Here is an 18541-nt window from a genome sequence, read left to right as displayed (position 1 = left end):
AAGCCTGTTCCGACGATGATCCTGAACGCCCCTGCATCGCCGTTCTCCGTCCACTTATCCACAGGCCCTGTCATGCCCGATTACGTCAACTGGCTGCGTCATGCATCCCCCTATATCAATGCCCATCGCGACTGCACCTTTGTGGTCATGCTCCCTGGCGATGGGGTGGAACACCCTAATTTCGGCAATATCGTCCACGACCTGGTGCTGCTGCACAGCCTGGGCGTGCGCCTGGTGCTGGTGCATGGCTCGCGCCCGCAGATCGAAAGCCGGCTGGCCGATCGCGGCCTGACGCCGCACTATCACCGGGGCATGCGTATTACTGATGCGGCCACCCTGGACTGCGTGATCGATGCCGTCGGCGCCCTGCGCCTGGCCATTGAAGCGCGGCTGTCGATGGACATCGCCGCTTCGCCCATGCAGGGCTCGCGCCTGCGCGTGGCCTCCGGCAACCTGGTCACTGCGCGGCCGATCGGCGTGCTCGAAGGCGTGGACTACCACCACACTGGCGAAGTGCGCCGCGTCGACCGCAAGGGCATCAGCCGCCTGCTCGACGAGCGCTCTATCGTGCTGTTGTCGCCCTTGGGCTACTCGCCTACCGGTGAAATCTTCAACCTGGCCTGCGAAGACGTGGCTACCCGCGCGGCCATCGAACTGGGTGCCGACAAATTGTTGCTGTTCGGCGCCGAGCCGGGCCTGTTGGACGCTGACGGAAGGCTGGTGCGTGAACTGCGCCCGCAGCAGGTTGCTCCGCATCTGCAGCGTCTAGGCAGCGACTACCAGGGCGAACTGCTGGATGCTGCGGCCGAGGCTTGCAAAGGCGGTGTGGCGCGCAGCCATATCGTCAGCTATGCCGAGGACGGCGCGCTGCTCACCGAGCTGTTCACCCGGGGCGGTGGCGGTACGCTGGTGTCGCAGGAGCAGTTCGAAGTGGTGCGCGAGGCGACCATCGAGGACGTCGGTGGCCTGCTGGAGTTGATCAGCCCGCTGGAAGAGCAGGGCATCCTGGTGCGCCGTTCGCGCGAAGTGCTGGAGCGAGAGATCGAGCAGTTCAGCGTGGTCGAGCGCGAGGGCATGATCATCGCCTGTGCGGCGCTGTACCCGATTGCCGATTCCGAGGCCGGGGAGCTGGCTTGCCTGGCGGTGAACCCAGAGTACCGCCATGGCGGACGTGGCGATGAGCTGCTGGAACGCATCGAGAGCCGGGCACGGCAGATGGGTTTGAGTACTTTGTTCGTGCTGACTACGCGCACTGCGCACTGGTTTCGCGAGCGCGGCTTTGCGCCCAGTGGCGTGGAGCGGCTGCCGGCGGCGCGGGCTTCGCTGTACAACTACCAGCGCAATTCGAAGATTTTCGAGAAGCCCTTGTAAGCCTGTACCGCAGCTCATGTGGGAGCGGCCTTGCGTCGCGAAAGGGCCGCAAAGCGGCCCCGACATTATCAGCTTGATGCGCAAATATTGGAGGCACTTTCGCCCCTATCGCGACGCCGCTCCCACAATGGGGGCGGCGTTTTCGTTTACACGGTATGCAGGTACCAGTTGTACTCGAGGTCGGAGATCGAGTGCTCGAACTCTTCCAGCTCGCTTTCCTTGCACGCGACAAAGATGTCGATGTACTTCGGATCGATGTACTTGTTCAGGATTTCGCTGTCGTCCAGCTCGCGCAGGGCATCGCGCAGGTTGTTCGGCAGGCTCTGCTCCAGCTGCTCGTACGAGTTGCCTTCGATCGGCTCGCCCGGCTCGATCTTGTTGGTCAGGCCGTGGTGCACGCCCGCCAGCACCGCAGCCATCATCAGGTACGGGTTGGCGTCGGCACCGGCCACGCGGTGCTCGATGCGCACGGCGTCCGGCGAGCCGGTCGGTACGCGCAGGGCCACGGTGCGGTTGTCCAGGCCCCAGCTTGGCGCGTTCGGTACGTAGAACTGCGCGCCGAAGCGGCGGTACGAGTTGACGTTCGGGCAGAGGAACGCCATGGACGCGGGCAGGGTCTCGAGCACACCGCCGACAGCGTGACGTAGCGCGGCGTTCTGCTCGGGATCCTCGCTGGTGAAGATGTTGTTGCCATCTTTGTCCAGCACGGAAATGTGTACATGCAGGCCGTTACCAGCCTGGCCCGGGTAGGGCTTGGCCATGAAAGTGGTGTCCATTTCATGGTCGTAGGCGATGTTCTTGATCAACCGCTTGAGCAGTACCGCGTAATCGCAGGCCTTGAGCGGGTCGGGCACGTGGTGCAGGTTGACTTCGAACTGCGCCGGGGCGCTTTCCTTGACGATGGCGTCGGCCGGGATGCCTTGCTCCTTCGCGCCTTCGAGGATGTCCTGCAGGCAGTCGGCATACTCGTCGAGGTCGTCGATCAGGTACACCTGGGTCGACTGCGGGCGCTTGCCCGAGATTGGCGAGCGCGGCGGCTGCGGGCGGCCATTCACGTTCTCCTGGTCGATCAGGTAGAACTCCAGCTCGAATGCGGCGCAGATGGTCAGGCCCATATCGGTGAACTTGCTCACCACCTGGCGCAGCACTTCACGCGGGTCGGCGAAGAACGGCTCGCCTTCCAGCTCGTGCATGGTCATCAGCAGCTGGGCGGTAGGGCGTTTTTGCCACGGCTCATTACAGAGCGTGTCGGGGATTGGATAGCAGATGCGGTCAGCATCGCCGATGTCCAGGCCCAGCCCGGTGCTTTCGACGGTGGAACCGTTGATGTCCAGGGCAAAGAGGGAGGCCGGCAGATTGATGCCTTTCTCGTAAACCTTGTGGAGGCTGGTGCGCTCTATGCGCTTGCCACGCACCACACCATTCATATCTGCAATCAGAAGGTCAACGTAGAGAACCTCAGGATGTTCCTTAAGGAACGCGTTCGCTTCGTTAAGCTGAACGGCACGCGGGGGTACCGACATGATGCAACACCTTTGTTGTTAAAAATATCAATCAAGGGGGGCTTGCAGGACCAGTCAACCGAAAAGCCATACTGATGTCAAGCCAACCCCATGACGCCCTGAAATGGCACATCTACGGCAGATTTGCTGCATATCGGGGCAGGCCATTATCCGCTATTTCTGCCTGAAAGGGTGATCTCAAACGTGCCGTGTTTTATTTTTTACGGAAGTGTTGTGTAAAAAAATGAACAAGGCTAAGCTCGGTCACAACCCAGAACACAATAATACGAGGGTCACATGGTCCGCTTGCCGCGACCTGAAAGTACTGCCTGCGCAGTGCAATCGGGTACTTCCGTCGTTTTTGCAAGCTTCGTCAATGGCGTGGTCGCCCTGGCCGCAATAATTGACGTTTGGCGTTCCCGGACCCGTCCTCGTAGCGGCTTGCCGCCCTTCGCTTCGTCTTCCTGCCTTTTGAACTCATTACGGACACAGCTGATTTCAGTGTATCCACTGTGGCTCTGCGCGTGGGTTTTTGCTTTAGCAATCGACTCCATCCAGAATCAAGTCGCGGACCACCTTACCTCCTGAGGTATTTATGAGTAACAACCTCGACCAGCTCACCGATTGGTTGAAAGAGCACAAGATCACCGAAGTCGAATGCATGATCAGCGACCTGACCGGCATCACGCGCGGCAAGATTTCGCCAACCAACAAATTCATCGCTGAAAAAGGCATGCGGCTGCCCGAGAGCGTGCTGCTGCAGACCGTGACCGGCGACTACGTCGACGACGACATCTATTACGAACTGCTCGACCCTGCAGACATCGACATGATCTGCCGCCCTGACGAGAACGCCGTGTTCCTCGTGCCGTGGGCCATCGAGCCAACCGCACAGGTCATCCACGACACCTACGACAAGAAGGGCAACCCGGTCGAACTGTCGCCGCGCAACGTGCTGAAGAAAGTGCTCAAGCTATACGCTGACAAGGGCTGGCAGCCGATCGTCGCACCGGAGATGGAGTTCTACCTGACCAAGCGCAGCGAAGACCCGGACTTCCCGCTGCAGCCCCCGGTAGGCCGTTCCGGTCGCCCGGAAACCGGCCGTCAGTCGTTCTCGATCGAAGCTGCCAACGAATTCGACCCGCTGTTCGAAGACGTCTACGACTGGTGCGAGCTGCAGCAACTGGACCTCGACACGCTGATCCACGAAGACGGCACGGCGCAGATGGAAATCAACTTCCGTCACGGCGACGCTCTGCACCTGGCCGACCAGATCCTGGTGTTCAAGCGCACCATGCGCGAGGCGGCGCTCAAGCACAACGTGGCTGCCACTTTCATGGCCAAACCGATGACCGGCGAGCCGGGCAGTGCCATGCACCTGCACCAGAGTGTGGTCGACGTGGCCACCGGCAAGAACATCTTCAGCAATGAAGACGGCAGCATGAGCGAGCTGTTCCTCAACCACATTGGTGGCCTGCAGAAGTTCATCCCCGAGGCGCTGCCGCTGTTCGCGCCCAACGTCAACTCGTTCCGCCGCTTCCTGCCCGACACTTCGGCGCCGGTAAACGTGGAGTGGGGCGAAGAAAACCGCACCGTCGGCCTGCGTGTACCGGATGCCGGCCCGCAAAGCCGGCGCGTCGAAAACCGCCTGCCGGGCGCCGACGCCAACCCATACCTGGCCATCGCCGCCAGCCTGCTGTGTGGCTACATCGGCATGGTCGAAGGCATCGAGGCCAGCGCGCCAGTGCAGGGCCGTGGTTACGAACGCCGCAACCTGCGCCTGCCCCTGACCATCGAAGATGCCTTGGAACGCATGGAAAACAGCCGTGCGCTGGTGCAGTACCTGGGCAAGAAATTCATTACCGGGTATGTCGCGACCAAGCGCGCCGAGCACGAAAACTTCAAACGTGTCATCAGTTCGTGGGAGCGTGAGTTCCTGCTGTTCGCTGTCTGATCAACCCTGGTGCCGCAGGAGCGCGGCGGTCCAATAACGGAGAAGCACATGAGCGTCAACAACCCGCAAACCCGTGAATGGCAAACCCTGAGCGGGGAGCATCACCTCGCACCTTTCAGTGACTACAAGCAACTGAAGGAGAAGGGGCCGCGCATTATCACCAAGGCCCAGGGTGTGCATTTGTGGGATAGCGAGGGGCACAAGATTCTCGACGGCATGGCCGGTCTGTGGTGTGTGGCGGTCGGCTACGGCCGTGAAGAGCTGGTGCAGGCGGCGGAAAAACAGATGCGCGAGCTGCCGTACTACAACCTGTTCTTCCAGACCGCTCACCCGCCTGCGCTCGAGCTGGCCAAGGCGATCACCGACGTGGCGCCGAAGGGTATGACCCATGTGTTCTTCACCGGCTCCGGCTCCGAAGGCAACGACACAGTGCTGCGCATGGTGCGCCACTACTGGGCGCTGAAGGGCAAACCGCACAAGCAGACCATCATCGGCCGCATCAACGGTTACCACGGCTCCACCTTCGCCGGTGCTTGCCTGGGCGGTATGAGCGGCATGCACGAGCAGGGTGGCCTGCCGATTCCGGGCATCGTACACATCCCTCAGCCGTACTGGTTCGGCGAGGGTGGCGACATGACTCCTGACGAATTCGGTATCTGGGCCGCCGAGCAGTTGGAGAAGAAGATCCTCGAAGTCGGCGAAGACAACGTCGCTGCCTTCATCGCCGAGCCGATCCAGGGCGCAGGTGGCGTGATCATCCCGCCGCAAACCTACTGGCCGAAGGTGAAGGAGATCCTCGCCAGGTACGACATTCTGTTCGTCGCCGACGAGGTGATCTGCGGCTTCGGCCGTACCGGCGAGTGGTTTGGCTCTGATTACTACGACCTCAAGCCCGACCTGATGACCATCGCGAAAGGCCTGACCTCCGGTTACATCCCCATGGGCGGTGTGATTGTGCGTGACACCGTGGCCAAGGTGATCAGCGAAGGCGGCGACTTCAACCACGGTTTCACCTACTCCGGTCACCCGGTGGCGGCCGCGGTGGGCCTGGAAAACCTGCGCATCCTGCGTGACGAGAAAATTGTCGAGAAGGCGCGCATGGAAGCGGCACCGTATTTGCAAAAGCGTTTGCGTGAGCTGCAGGACCATCCACTGGTGGGTGAAGTGCGCGGCCTGGGCATGCTGGGTGCGATCGAGCTGGTTAAGGACAAGGCCACCCGCAGCCGTTACGAGGGCAAGGGCGTGGGCATGATCTGCCGCACCTTCTGCTTTGAGAACGGGCTCATCATGCGTGCGGTGGGTGACACCATGATCATCGCGCCGCCGCTGGTAATCAGCCATGCGGAGATCGACGAACTGGTGGAAAAGGCGCGCAAGTGCCTGGACCTGACCCTTGAGGCGATTCGATAAGCGTTTGCTAGGCTAGCGTTGTGACATTAAGTCGTTACATGGCCCTGCTTTCCTTGATACAGGGCCTTGTAACTTGCCAGACTAGCGACTGTTTCAGTCGCCGCGCGCTCTGCACCGTGGGTTCTGGCTGCTGGACAGTTGCTAAATAAAAATTCTGGAGCATTACGCATGAATAAAATGGGCAAGACGTTGCTGGCCGCCGCCCTGATGGGTGCCATGGCCTCCGCTGTTCAGGCTGAAGACAAAGTGTTGAACGTCTATAACTGGTCGGACTACATCGCTCCGGACACCATCGCCAAGTTCGAGAAGCAGACGGGGATCAAGGTCAAGTACGACGTCTTCGACAGCAACGAAACCCTGGAAGCCAAGCTGCTGGCAGGCAAGTCGGGCTACGACATCGTCGTGCCTTCGAACAATTTCCTGGCCAAGCAGATCAAGGCGGGCGTGTACGAGGAGCTGGACCGGTCCAAGCTGCCGAACTGGAAGAACCTCGACCCCGACCTGCTCAAGGCCGTTGGCGATGCCAGCGACAAGGACAACAAGCATGCCTTCCCTTACATGTGGGGCTCGATCGGCATTGGCTACAACCCGGAAAAGGTCAAGGCTGTGCTGGGCGTGGACAAGATCGATTCGTGGGACGTGGTGTTCAAGCCTGAGAACATCGCCAAGCTCAAGAGCTGCGGCGTGAGCTTCCTCGACGCCCCGACCGAAATGCTCCCGGCTGCGCTGCACTACCTCGGCAAGCCGACCGACAGCACCAAGAAAGAAGACCTGAAGGCCGCCGAGGACCTGTTCCTCAAGATCCGTCCTTCGATCACCTATTTCCACTCGTCCAAGTACATCGGCGACATGGCCAACGGCAACATCTGTGTAGCCGTCGGTTACTCGGGTGACCTGGAGCAATCCAAGGCCCGTGCCCATGAAGCGGGCGACAAGGTCAAAGTGGACTACGTCATTCCGAAGGAAGGTGCCGGTACTTTCTACGACATGGTCGCCATCCCGAAAGATGCCGAGCATAAAGACGCGGCCTACGAGTTCATGAACTTCCTGATGCAGCCGGAAATCATGGCTGAAATCACCAATGCTGTGCGCTTCCCGAACGGTAACGCTGCTGCCACCCCGTTCGTGGACAAAGACATCAGCAGCGACCCAAGCATCTATCCGCCTGCTGAAGTGAAGAAGCATCTGTACGCGATCGCTGCACCTGACGCTTCCGTGCAGCGAGTGATCACCCGCAGCTGGACGAAGATCAAGTCGGGCAAGTAAGCCTGATGCGACACCTCTGGGCCGGGTTTGCCGGCCCAGAGCCATTGAAAGGTAATTGATGATTGCGGCATCGAAGCTGCGAAGTTAAGTTGCGCGCCGGTTTTGCGTGTGCGGCAGCATTGTCGCTACCCAGGCACTGATTGTGAGGACCCCCACTTGTCTATTTCTGTATTCCGCAAGGCCTTGATGGCCAGCGCGGGCCTGACGCTGGCATGCAGCGTCCAAGCGGCGCCGACGGTGCACTTCTATAACTGGTCCGACTACATCGGCCCGACTACACTCGCGGACTTCGAGAAAGCGACGGGCATCAAGCCTGTGCAAGACGTGTTCGACTCCAACGAAACCCTGGAAGGCAAGCTGCTGGCCGGTAACACCGGCTATGACGTGGTGGTGCCGTCCAACCATTTCCTGGGCAAGCAGATCAAGGCGGGCGCCTTCCAGAAGCTCGACAAGAACCTGCTGCCCAACTATTCCAATCTCGACCCGGCGTTGATGAAGCGCCTGGAAAAGAACGACCCGGGCAACCAGTACGCGGTACCTTACCTGTGGGGTACCAACGGCATCGGTTACAACGTCGACAAGGTCACGGCTGCGCTGGGCGTGGATACCATCGATTCCTGGGCCGTGCTGTTCGAGCCCGAAAACATGAAGAAGCTCTCCAAGTGCGGTGTGGCCTTCCTCGACTCGGCAGACGAAATGCTGCCAGCGGTGCTCAACTACATGGGCCTCAACCCCAACAGCACCGACCCCAAGGATTACGCCAAGGCCGAGCAGAAGCTGCTGGCGGTGCGCCCGTACGTGACCTACTTCCACTCGTCCAAGTACATCACCGACCTGGCCAACGGCGACATCTGCGTCGCGGCAGGTTTTTCGGGTGATGTGTTCCAGGCCAAGGCCCGTGCTGAAGAAGCGAAGAAGGGCGTGAACCTGGCCTACGCCATTCCCAAGGAAGGCGGCAACCTCTGGTTCGACGTGCTGGCGATCCCCAAGGACGCCAAGAACGTCAAAGAGGCGCATGCCTTCATCAACTATTTGCTGAAACCTGAGGTTATCGCCCAGGTCAGTGATTACGTCGGTTACGCCAACCCGAACCCCAAGGCTGGCGCCCTGATGGACCAGGCCGTAAGGACTGACGCCGCGGTTTACCCACCGCAGGAAGTGCTGGACAAGATGTTCGTGAACTCAGAGTTGCCCCCCAAGGTGCAACGGCTGATGACCCGCAGCTGGACCAAGGTCAAGTCGGGCAAGTAAAAATCCAGACCCGCGACGGCACCGTAGAACAGGCCACGCGGGCACAAAAATCTTGTTGGGAGTTTCACTCATGGCAGTTGCCTCCGGTGCCTATAAAAAAGCCCTCGAGGGTGGCCAGCAACCCAAGCAGGTGCTGGTCAAGATCGACCGGGTCACGAAAAAGTTCGACGAAACGGTAGCCGTGGACGATGTGTCCCTGGAAATCCGCAAGGGCGAGATCTTCGCCCTGCTGGGCGGCTCCGGCTCCGGCAAGTCCACCTTGCTGCGCATGCTGGCCGGCTTCGAGCGCCCGTCCGAAGGGCGGATCTTCCTCGATGGCGTCGACATCACCGACATGCCGCCGTACGAGCGGCCGATCAACATGATGTTCCAGTCCTACGCGCTGTTCCCGCACATGACCGTGGCGCAGAACATCGCCTTCGGCCTGCAGCAGGACAAGATGCCCAAGGCCGAGATCGATGCCCGCGTGGCCGAGATGCTCAAGCTGGTGCACATGACCCAGTACGCCAAGCGCAAGCCGCACCAGTTGTCGGGCGGCCAGCGTCAGCGTGTGGCGTTGGCCCGCTCGCTGGCCAAGCGCCCCAAACTGCTGCTGCTCGACGAGCCGATGGGTGCACTGGACAAGAAACTGCGTTCGCAGATGCAGCTGGAGCTGGTCGAGATCATCGAGCGCGTGGGTGTAACCTGCGTGATGGTGACCCACGACCAGGAAGAGGCCATGACCATGGCCCAGCGCATCGCGATCATGCACCTGGGCTGGATCGCCCAGATCGGCTCGCCAGTGGACATCTACGAGACACCTACCAGCCGCCTGGTGTGCGAGTTCATCGGTAACGTCAACCTGTTCGAAGGTGACGTGGTCGACGACGCCGAAGGCTACGCGATCATTGCCAGCCCGGAGCTGGAGCGCAAGATCTACGTGGGCCACGGCATCACCACCTCGGTGGAAGACAAGCACATCACCTACGCCCTGCGCCCGGAAAAGATGCTGGTCACCACCCAGCAGCCAACCTGCGAGCACAACTGGTCGCGCGGCAAGATCCACGACATTGCCTACCTGGGCGGCCACTCGGTGTTCTATGTGGAGCTGCCGAGCGGCAAGATCGTGCAGTCGTTCGTTGCCAACGCCGAGCGCCAAGGTACCCGTCCTACCTGGGGCGATGAAGTGTACGTATGGTGGGAAGACGACAGCGGCGTGGTACTGCGGTCATGAAACTGCGCAAGCTCAAGCGAGCCTTCCAGCGTCTGGTCCCGGAGGGGCGGCACTTGGTGATCGGCGTGCCGTTCATCTGGCTGTTCCTGTTCTTCATGCTGCCGTTCTTCATCGTCCTGAAGATCAGTTTTGCCGAAGCTGATGTGGCAATCCCGCCGTATACCGAGATCTACACCTACGTCGAAGACAAGATCCAGCTGGTCCTCAACCTGGCCAACTACGGGCTGTTGACCGAGGATGAGCTGTACCTCTCGGCCTACCTGGGTTCGTTGAAGATGGCGTTCTTCAGCACCCTGCTGTGCCTGCTGATCGGCTTCCCGATGGCCTACGCCATTGCCAACGCCAAGAAGGAGACCCAGACGGTCCTGCTGTTGCTGATCATGATGCCAACCTGGACCGCGATCCTGATCCGCGTCTATGCCTGGATGGGTATCCTCAGCAACAACGGCCTGCTCAACGGTTTCCTCCTGTGGACCGGCTTGATCGACCAGCCGTTGCAGATCCTCAACACCAACCTGGCGGTGTACATCGGCGTGGTCTATTCGTACCTGCCGTTCATGATCCTGCCGCTGTTCGCCAACCTGGTGAAGCATGATCCGAGCCTGCTCGAAGCTGCCTCCGACCTGGGTTCGAGCACCTTCAACAGCTTCTGGAAGATCACGGTACCGTTGTCGAAAAACGGCATCATCGCCGGCTGCATGCTGGTGTTCATCCCGGTGGTGGGCGAGTTCGTGATCCCGGAACTGCTCGGCGGCCCGGAAACCCTGATGATCGGTAAAGTGCTGTGGCAGGAGTTCTTCAACAACCGTGACTGGCCGGTGGCATCCGCCCTGGCGGTGGTGATGCTGGCGATCCTGATCGTGCCGATCCTGCTGTTCAACCGTAGCCAGGCCAAAGAGATGGAGGGCCGCGCATGAAACGCTTCAGTTTCTCCAAGCTGATGCTGGTGCTCGGCTTGCTGTTCATCTACCTGCCGATGCTGATCCTGGTGATCTACTCGTTCAACGCCTCCAAGCTGGTGACGGTGTGGGGCGGCTGGTCGATCAAATGGTACGTCGGCCTGCTCGACAACACCCAGCTGATGGGTTCGGTGATGCGCTCGCTGGAAATCGCCTGCTACACGGCGGTGGCGGCAGTGGCGCTGGGTACCCTGGCGGCCTTCGTGCTGACCCGCGTCACCCGCTTCAAGGGCCGCACGCTGTTCGGTGGCCTGGTCACTGCGCCGCTGGTAATGCCCGAAGTGATTACCGGTCTGTCGCTGTTGCTGCTGTTCGTGGCCATGGCGCAGATGATCGGCTGGCCGCAGGAGCGGGGTATCGTCACCATCTGGATCGCCCATACAACGTTCTGTGCGGCGTATGTGGCGGTGGTGGTGTCGGCTCGCCTGCGTGAGCTGGACCTGTCGATCGAGGAAGCGGCGATGGACCTGGGTGCCAAGCCGTGGAAGGTGTTCTTCCTGATCACCATCCCGATGATCGCGCCATCGCTGGCGGCGGGCGGCATGATGTCGTTCGCCCTGTCGCTGGACGACCTGGTACTGGCCAGCTTCGTCTCCGGGCCTGGCTCGACCACCTTGCCGATGGAAGTGTTCTCGGCGGTGCGCCTGGGTGTGAAACCGGAGATCAACGCCGTGGCCAGCCTCATCTTGCTGTCGGTATCGCTGGTGACCTTCTTCGTCTGGTACTTCAGCCGCCAGGCCGAAGAGCGTCGTCGCAAGGCGATTCAACAGGCGATCGAAGAGGGTGCTGCGGCCAACGCTTCGCAGCCGCAGGTCAAGCGCCCGAGCCAGCTCACGGCTTCAGCCTGATATAGAGCCTGTTCGCGGCGAGCCAGTGCCGCGAACAGGCTCGAACAAGCTCCGAAATTGCCTGGCTGATATTCACCAGATTTTCTTAGCTCAGTCGGCATATCATGATTGTTGGCGTAGATTGTCCATGCTGATCTGGGTGGCAAATGCGCTTGTCCTGCCGTTGTTGTTAACAGGCACGCTGGACGTACCTGCATTAGAGTTAAGGGCTTGTGCGGCCGCTGCGTGATTAGCTGAGTTTCCTGTAGCTTTACTGAAAGTTGGTGGTGGGGTCTCTGGGCGATTTAAAGCTTCACTGTAAGAAGGTGGTGGGGGCTCTGTAGGGGCACTAGGCCTTGCGCGATTTATAGCTTGACTGTAAGAAGGTGGTAAATCTTCAGGGAGAGGGGCCGACCGAGCAGCGTTAATGGTGCGCATTTTTAGCATGGCAAGTTGCCCGGCACCTATAATCAGTAGGGTTACTAAGGAAAGAAATCCTCCAGCCATTTCTAGTTTTTTGGACTTTGTAATCATTCCAGCGATCGCCAGCCCGCTTCCCACAAGCCCGGTGGCGAGTGCAGTATAATGAAGCCCCGCCCCAATGATACCGAAACTTAAGTGCCCTGTGGGATCAACGCGATTTACCGGGTCACCCGCACAATACATATAAGCGTTCAATCCACCTTTCCCGAATGGGCTAATATTATCTGGGCTGCAGAACCTCTCGAGCGTGGGATTATACATACGATACCCATTACCGAGCGCATAGCAGCCTGTTGCTGAGTCCAGCGGCTCGCCGTTGAATGCCAAGAGGGTATTCGATTCGCTACGGGCGTTGCAGTGGCCATAAGGGCTGTAGGGATACGCCTTCAGCGCGGCATGCCCTAACTCGGTCATGACGGTGTCAGTATTGCTAACGCCCATGAGTAAGTGACCTTCGTCAGCAACTGAGGCGCGTTGCGCTAAAAGACCACCCGCATGCCGGAAGACCGAATGTGTCAGAGAGCCTTTGACTTCGGTAGAAACACGGCTGTTCTGATAGAAGCGCAGTGTTTGTGTTAGAGCGGCCACGAAACCTCCAGGGCGTCGAAGTTGAGCATAGCGCTACCTGGCTATTGCTCGCATAGGTGGAAACATCAGGTTGAGCACAGTGTGCGGTGGGGTTGAATGCCCGGCAACTGGTAGAAATGTCAGGTCATCAGTAAGCATTCGTGCTGAATCCGAGACCTCTTGCATGCCCGGATTTTTACCTTTTCAAGGCGGCTGCTTCGGCTAAGTTCGGCCCTTTCGCCATGAGCACGGCGGGACAGGTAACGAAAATGCCAGCGTGACCCCCGCCAGTGATGTTTATCGAACCCTGAACTACGCTCACAGTCGCATCCCACAAATCATTTGTGCGCAAGCAAGGAGCCAGCATGGCGTTGATGCGTCCGCTGTCGGTCATCTGTCTGGGGTTGTTGTACATGCTCACCGGCTGTAGCAAGGAAGAGGTCCCCAAGACGCTGCCTCGGGTGGGGGTGCAGCAGGTACAACCCACCGATTTCGCTGCCAGGGTCACCCTGACCGGCGACGTACAGGCAAGGGTGCAGACCGATTTGTCATTCCGCGTCGGCGGCAAGATCATTTCGCGTAGCGTCGACGTGGGCGATCACGTCAAGGCCAACCAGGTGCTGGCCCGGCTTGACCCGAAAGACCTGCAGAACAATGTCGACTCGGCCAAGGCCGAAGTATTCGCCGCGCAGGCGCGGGTCACCCAGACCAGTGCGGCCTTCGTGCGCCAGCAAAAACTGCTGCCCAAGGGCTACACCAGCCAGAGCGAGTACGATGCTGCCGAGGCCGCGCTGCGCAGCAATCAGAGCGCACTCAAGGCCGCCCAGGCGCAACTGGCCAATGCCAACGAGCAGCTCAGCTACACCGCACTGGTCTCCGAGGCCGCCGGGGTCATCACCGAGCGTCAGGCCGAGGTTGGCCAAGTGGTGCAGGCGACCATGCCGATCTTCAGCCTGGCCGTCGATGGCGACCGCGATGCGGTGTTCAACGTCTACGAGTCGCTGCTGGTGGCGCCGCCCAGCGATGCCGGGGTAGTCGTGAGCCTGCTGGACGATCCCAAGGTCCAGGCCCGTGGCTTCGTGCGCGAAATAACCCCCACCGTGTCGGCGCAAAGCGGCACCGTGCAGGTCAAGGTGGGGCTCAAGGACGTGCCGCCCGGGATGCAATTGGGGGCACCGGTTACTGCCACCACCAATGCCCAGGGCCGGCCCAGCATCGAGCTGCCGTGGTCTGCGCTGACCAAGGCCTTGCATGAGCCTGCCGTGTGGGTGGTGGGCGAGGGCGACAAGGTGGAACTGCGCAAAGTCAAAATCCGCCGTTACCTCACCGGCAAGATCGTGGTCGCCAGCGGCCTGAAAGGCGGCGAGACCGTAGTGGTCAACGGCGGCCAGTTGCTGCACCCCGGCATGCAGGTACAGAAGGTCGACGCCAAGGGCCCAGGGGGTGAGCTATGAAGCGTCTGCTGCTGATGCTGTCGGCCGGGGTGCTGCTGGTCGGTTGCAGTAGCGAAGAAGAGGCACCAGAGGCGATCCGGCCAGTGCTGTCGGTCAAGGTCGAACCCCAGGTGCAGTCGCAGCTGGGCCGCTTCGCCGGCAGTATTCAGGCGCGCTTCGAAAGCACCTTTGGCTTCCGGGTTTCCGGGCGCATTGCCCGGCGCTGGCTGGACGTGGGCGCCCAGGTGAAACCGGGTGACACCTTGGCCACCCTGGACCCCACCGACCAGCAGAACCAGCTGCGCGCCGCCGAAGGCGATCTGGCCAAGGTGCAGGCACAGTGGATCAACGCCCAGGCCGATGCCCGTCGCCAGCAGCAGTTGTATGACCGTGGGGTAGGCGCCCAGGCACAGCTGGATATTGCCCAGACCAACCTGAAAACCACCAGCGCGGCGTTGGAGCAGGCGCGCTCCGCCGTCAGCCAGGCCCGCGACCAGCTCGACTACAGCACCCTGCGTACCGACCACGCTGCCGTGATTACCGCGTGGCAGGCCGAAGCCGGGCAAACCGTTACCGCCGGGCAAGCCGTGGTGACCCTGGCCCGGCCGGACGTGAAGGAAGCGGTAATCGACCTGCCGATCGATCTGGCCGAGCAGTTGAGCAAAGGCCTGACCTTCACCGTTGCTTCGCAACTGGACCCGACCATCAACACCACGGCCAGCCTGCGCGAACTGGAGCCCCAGGCCGATGCCACCACCCGGACCCGCCGTGCTCGCCTGACCCTGGCCAGCACACCGGCGGCCTTTCACCTTGGCACCGCCATCAGTGTGACCCTTAGCTCGGAAGTGTCCCCGCGCAGCGAACTGCCCTTGAGTGCCTTGCTCGAGCGCGACGGCAAGACCCAGGTGTGGGTGATCGATACGCAGCACAAGACCGTGGCCACCCGTGACGTGGCGCTGATCGACCGCACCGATGACAGCATCGTACTGAGCGCCGGCGTGCAGCCCGGTGAGCGCGTGGTCACTGCCGGCGTCAACAGCCTCAAGCCTGGCCAGAAGGTCACCTTCGACGAGGATGCGCAATGAAAGGAAGCTTCAACCTGTCCGACTGGGCGCTCAAGCATCAATCGTTCGTCTGGTACCTGATGTTCGTTGGCCTTTTGATGGGGATTTTCTCCTACTTCAACCTGGGCCGTGAGGAAGACCCGTCGTTCACCATCAAAACCATGGTCATCCAGACCCGCTGGCCCGGTGCGACCCAGGACGAAACCCTCTACCAGGTCACCGACCGTATCGAGAAGAAGCTCGAGGAACTCGATTCACTCGACTACACCAAAAGCTACACCCGCCCCGGCGAGTCCACGGTCTACGTGTACCTTCGCGACACCACCAAGGCCAAGGACATCCCGGAAATCTGGTACCAGGTGCGCAAGAAAATCCAGGACATTCGTGGCGAATTTCCCGCCGGTATCCAGGGGCCGGGCTTCAACGACGAATTCGGTGATGTATTCGGTTCGATCTATGCCTTTACCGCCGACGGCCTGACCCTGCGCCAACTGCGGGACTACGTGGAACAGGCAAGGGCCGAGGTCCGCGATGTACCCAACATCGGCAAGATCGAGCTGGTCGGCACCCAGGACGAAGTGCTGTACCTGAACTTCTCCACCCGCAAGCTGGCTGCCCTGGGCATTGACCAGCGCCAGGTAATGCAGGCACTTCAAGCGCAGAATGCGGTGACGCCGGCCGGCATGATCGAGGCCGGCCCGGAGCGCATCTCGGTGCGCACGTCCGGGCAGTTTGCCTCGGAAAAAGACCTGCAATCCGTCAACTTGAGGATCAACGACCGCTTCTTCCGCCTGGCTGATATCGCCGACATCGAGCGCGGCTATGTCGACCCACCCTCGCCAATGTTCCGTTACAACGGCCAGACAGCCCTTGGCCTGGCCATCGGCATGAAGGCCGGCGGCAACATCCAGGTGTTCGGTGCGGCGTTGAAAAAGCGCATGGACCAGGTGGTCCAGGACCTGCCGGTGGGTGTCGGTGTACACACCGTTTCTGACCAGGCCGTGGTGGTCAAGCAGGCGGTCGGCGGTTTCACCAGCGCGCTGTTCGAGGCGGTGGTGATCGTGCTGGCCGTGAGCTTTGTCAGTCTTGGCGTGCGCGCCGGGCTGGTGGTGGCCTGCTCGATCCCGCTGGTGCTGGCCATGGTGTTCGTGTTCATGGAGTACAGCGGCATCACCATGCAGCGTATTTCGCTGGGGGCGCTGATCATTGCGCTTGGCCTGCTGGTGGACGATGCGATGATTACCGTGGAGGTGATGGTCACGCGGCTGGAAATGGGTGAAAGCAAGGAGCAGGCGGCGACGTTCGCCTACACCTCCACAGCCTTCCCCATGCTTACCGGCACCTTGGTGACCGTGGCCGGGTTCGTGCCTATCGGCCTCAACGCCAGCTCTGCGGGTGAATACACCTTCACCCTGTTCGCGGTGATTGCCGTGGCCCTGATCGTGTCGTGGGTGGTGGCTGTGTTCTTCGCGCCGGTGCTTGGTGTGCATATTCTCAAAGGCGACAAGCTCAAGGCTCACGAGGCTGAGCCTGGCCGGGTCGGGCGGGCATTTGAAGGCGGGTTGCTGTGGTGCATGCGCAACCGCTGGTTGACCATCATCGGCACCGTGGTGCTGTTTGCCCTGGCGATCTTCTGCATGCGTTTTGTGCAGAACCAGTTTTTCCCGTCCTCGGACCGCCCGGAAATTCTCGTCGACCTCAACCTGCCGCAGAACGCCTCGATCGAGGAGACGCGCAAGGTGGTCGACCGCTTCGAGGCACGGATCAAGGACGACCCGGACCTGGTGCACTGGAGTACCTACATCGGCCAGGGCGCGATCCGCTTCTACCTGCCCCTCGATCAGCAGTTGCAGAACCCTTACTACGCGCAGCTGGTGATTGTCAGCAAGGGCTTCGAAGAGCGTGAGGCCATGATGGACCGCCTGCAGAAGATCCTGCACGAAGAGTTCGTCGGCGTCGGCACCAACGTGCAATCGCTGGAGATGGGCCCGCCGGTAGGCCGGCCGATCCAGTACCGGGTCAGCGGTGCCGACATCGACCAGGTGCGCAAACACGCCATCGAGCTGGCCACCTTGCTCGACCAGAACGAGCACATCGGCGAGATGATCTACGACTGGAACGAGCCGGGTAAGGTGCTGCGCGTGGAAATTGCCCAGGACAAGGCACGCCAGCTGGGGCTGTCGTCCGAAGATGTTGCCAATGTGATGAACAGCATCGTCAGTGGCGTGCAGATCACCCAGGTCAACGACAACATCTACCTGGTCGATGTGGTCGCGCGCGCCGAAGACAGCGAGCGTGGCTCGCCTGATACCCTGCAGAACCTGCAAATTCTCACCCCTAACGGCACGTCGATCCCGCTGCTGTCGTTCGCCACCGTGCGCTACGAACTGGAACAGCCGCTGGTGTGGCGCCGCGACCGCAAGCCGACCATCACCATCAAGGCATCAGTCAATGGCGAGATCCAGCCCACTGACCTGGTGGCCCAGCTGAAGCCAAAAATTGACGAGTTCGCCAGCAAGCTGCCGGTCGGTTACGAAGTGGCCACGGGGGGTACGGTTGAAGAAAGCAGCAAGGCCCAGGGGCCGATCGCCAAGGTCATCCCACTGATGCTGTTCCTCATGGCGACCTTCCTGATGATCCAGTTGCACAGCGTGCAGAAGCTGTTCCTGGTGGTCAGCGTGGCGCCGCTGGGGCTGATTGGCGTGGTGTTGGCGCTGGTGCCTACGGGTACGCCGATGGGCTTTGTGGCGATCCTCGGCATCCTTGCGCTGGCGGGCATCATCATTCGTAACTCGGTGATCCTGGTGACCCAGATCGACGAGTTCGAAGCCCAGGGCCTGTCGCCGTGGGATGCGGTGGTGGAGGCCACCAACCATCGGCGCCGGCCGATCCTGCTGACCGCGGCGGCGGCGAGCCTGGGCATGATCCCGATTGCACGCGAGGTGTTCTGGGGCCCCATGGCCTACGCCATGATTGGCGGGATCATCGTGGCGACCTTGCTGACGCTGCTGTTCCTGCCGGCGCTGTACGTGGCGTGGTACAAGATCCGCGAGCCGCAGAAACACGCCTGAAGGCCCATATGGCCCCTTGTAGGAGCGGGTTTACCCGCGAATGCGATGGTGCATCGACCACCGTATTCGCGGGTAAACCCGCTCCTACAAGGGGCGTGTGCTTTTAAATGGTTATATAAAAATTCTTAAACAGTATTTTTAAGAATAATCCCGCCTCACTACTATTGCCC

The 18541-nt window shown here is 60.7% G+C and carries 13 protein-coding genes; 11 read left to right on the top strand and 2 right to left on the bottom strand.

What is annotated here, in order from left to right; all coding sequences use genetic code 11:
* Positions 1 to 72: 72 nt before the first annotated feature.
* Complete coding sequence (gene argA / locus LMH93_RS26000) at positions 73 to 1371, top strand: amino-acid N-acetyltransferase (RefSeq protein ID WP_003253723.1); 1299 nt, start codon at positions 73 to 75, stop codon at positions 1369 to 1371.
* 146 nt (positions 1372 to 1517) lie between these two features.
* On the opposite strand, the gene LMH93_RS25995 is transcribed toward argA, so the two are convergent.
* Positions 1518 to 2894 carry a glutamine synthetase family protein gene (locus tag LMH93_RS25995; RefSeq protein ID WP_003253725.1) on the bottom strand — a complete coding sequence of 459 codons (1377 nt, stop codon included), beginning with the start codon at positions 2892 to 2894 and terminating at the stop codon, positions 1518 to 1520.
* A 574-nt stretch (positions 2895 to 3468) separates the two neighbouring features.
* Between LMH93_RS25995 and LMH93_RS25990 the strand changes: the two genes are divergently transcribed.
* The 7 genes from LMH93_RS25990 to LMH93_RS25960 all read left to right on the top strand — a co-directional run bounded on the left by LMH93_RS25990 (position 3469) and on the right by LMH93_RS25960 (position 11774).
* Positions 3469 to 4827 carry a glutamine synthetase family protein gene (locus LMH93_RS25990; RefSeq protein ID WP_003253727.1) on the top strand — a complete coding sequence of 453 codons (1359 nt, stop codon included), beginning with the start codon at positions 3469 to 3471 and terminating at the stop codon, positions 4825 to 4827.
* A 48-nt stretch (positions 4828 to 4875) separates the two neighbouring features.
* Complete coding sequence (locus LMH93_RS25985; RefSeq protein WP_014861359.1) at positions 4876 to 6237, top strand: aspartate aminotransferase family protein; 1362 nt, start codon at positions 4876 to 4878, stop codon at positions 6235 to 6237.
* Positions 6238 to 6405: 168 nt separating this feature from the next.
* Positions 6406 to 7503, top strand: a complete 1098-nt coding sequence (locus LMH93_RS25980; protein ID WP_003253730.1) for a polyamine ABC transporter substrate-binding protein — start codon at positions 6406 to 6408, stop codon at positions 7501 to 7503.
* A gap of 156 nt (positions 7504 to 7659) precedes the next feature.
* A complete protein-coding gene (locus LMH93_RS25975) occupies positions 7660 to 8754 on the top strand; it encodes a polyamine ABC transporter substrate-binding protein (RefSeq protein ID WP_185279820.1) in 1095 nt (364 codons plus the stop codon).
* Between the two features lie 70 nt (positions 8755 to 8824).
* Entirely contained in the window at positions 8825 to 9967 is a 1143-nt protein-coding gene (gene potA, locus LMH93_RS25970; protein WP_003253733.1) for a polyamine ABC transporter ATP-binding protein, read from the top strand.
* The gene (locus tag LMH93_RS25965) at positions 9964 to 10884 is read left to right on the top strand and encodes an ABC transporter permease subunit (RefSeq protein ID WP_003253736.1); all 921 of its coding nucleotides are present in this window, start codon (positions 9964 to 9966) and stop codon (positions 10882 to 10884) included. Before potA ends, LMH93_RS25965 begins: the two co-directional genes overlap by 4 nt.
* The gene (locus LMH93_RS25960) at positions 10881 to 11774 is read left to right on the top strand and encodes an ABC transporter permease subunit (RefSeq protein ID WP_003253739.1); all 894 of its coding nucleotides are present in this window, start codon (positions 10881 to 10883) and stop codon (positions 11772 to 11774) included. The genes LMH93_RS25965 and LMH93_RS25960 overlap by 4 nt, the downstream gene beginning before the upstream one ends.
* A 102-nt stretch (positions 11775 to 11876) precedes the next feature.
* On the opposite strand, the gene LMH93_RS25955 is transcribed toward LMH93_RS25960, so the two are convergent.
* Positions 11877 to 12824, bottom strand: coding sequence for an RHS repeat-associated core domain-containing protein (locus tag LMH93_RS25955; protein WP_230064734.1), 948 nt, complete (start codon positions 12822 to 12824; stop codon positions 11877 to 11879).
* A gap of 344 nt (positions 12825 to 13168) precedes the next feature.
* Between LMH93_RS25955 and LMH93_RS25950 the strand changes: the two genes are divergently transcribed.
* Genes LMH93_RS25950 through LMH93_RS25940 form a run of 3 tightly spaced genes read left to right on the top strand, consistent with a single transcriptional unit; the run spans position 13169 to position 18371 of the window.
* Positions 13169 to 14257, top strand: a complete 1089-nt coding sequence (locus LMH93_RS25950) for an efflux RND transporter periplasmic adaptor subunit (RefSeq protein ID WP_004575841.1) — start codon at positions 13169 to 13171, stop codon at positions 14255 to 14257.
* Positions 14254 to 15321, top strand: a complete 1068-nt coding sequence (locus tag LMH93_RS25945) for an efflux RND transporter periplasmic adaptor subunit (protein ID WP_230064733.1) — start codon at positions 14254 to 14256, stop codon at positions 15319 to 15321. Before LMH93_RS25950 ends, LMH93_RS25945 begins: the two co-directional genes overlap by 4 nt.
* Positions 15318 to 18371: an efflux RND transporter permease subunit gene (locus LMH93_RS25940; protein ID WP_003248945.1), complete on the top strand. Its 3054-nt coding sequence runs from the start codon at positions 15318 to 15320 to the stop codon at positions 18369 to 18371. Before LMH93_RS25945 ends, LMH93_RS25940 begins: the two co-directional genes overlap by 4 nt.
* Positions 18372 to 18541: the final 170 nt, after the last annotated feature.

This window comes from Pseudomonas sp. CIP-10 (assembly GCF_020911845.1).
Lineage (GTDB): Bacteria > Pseudomonadota > Gammaproteobacteria > Pseudomonadales > Pseudomonadaceae > Aquipseudomonas > Aquipseudomonas alloputida.
This window is presented reverse-complemented; position numbering and strand designations above follow the sequence as displayed.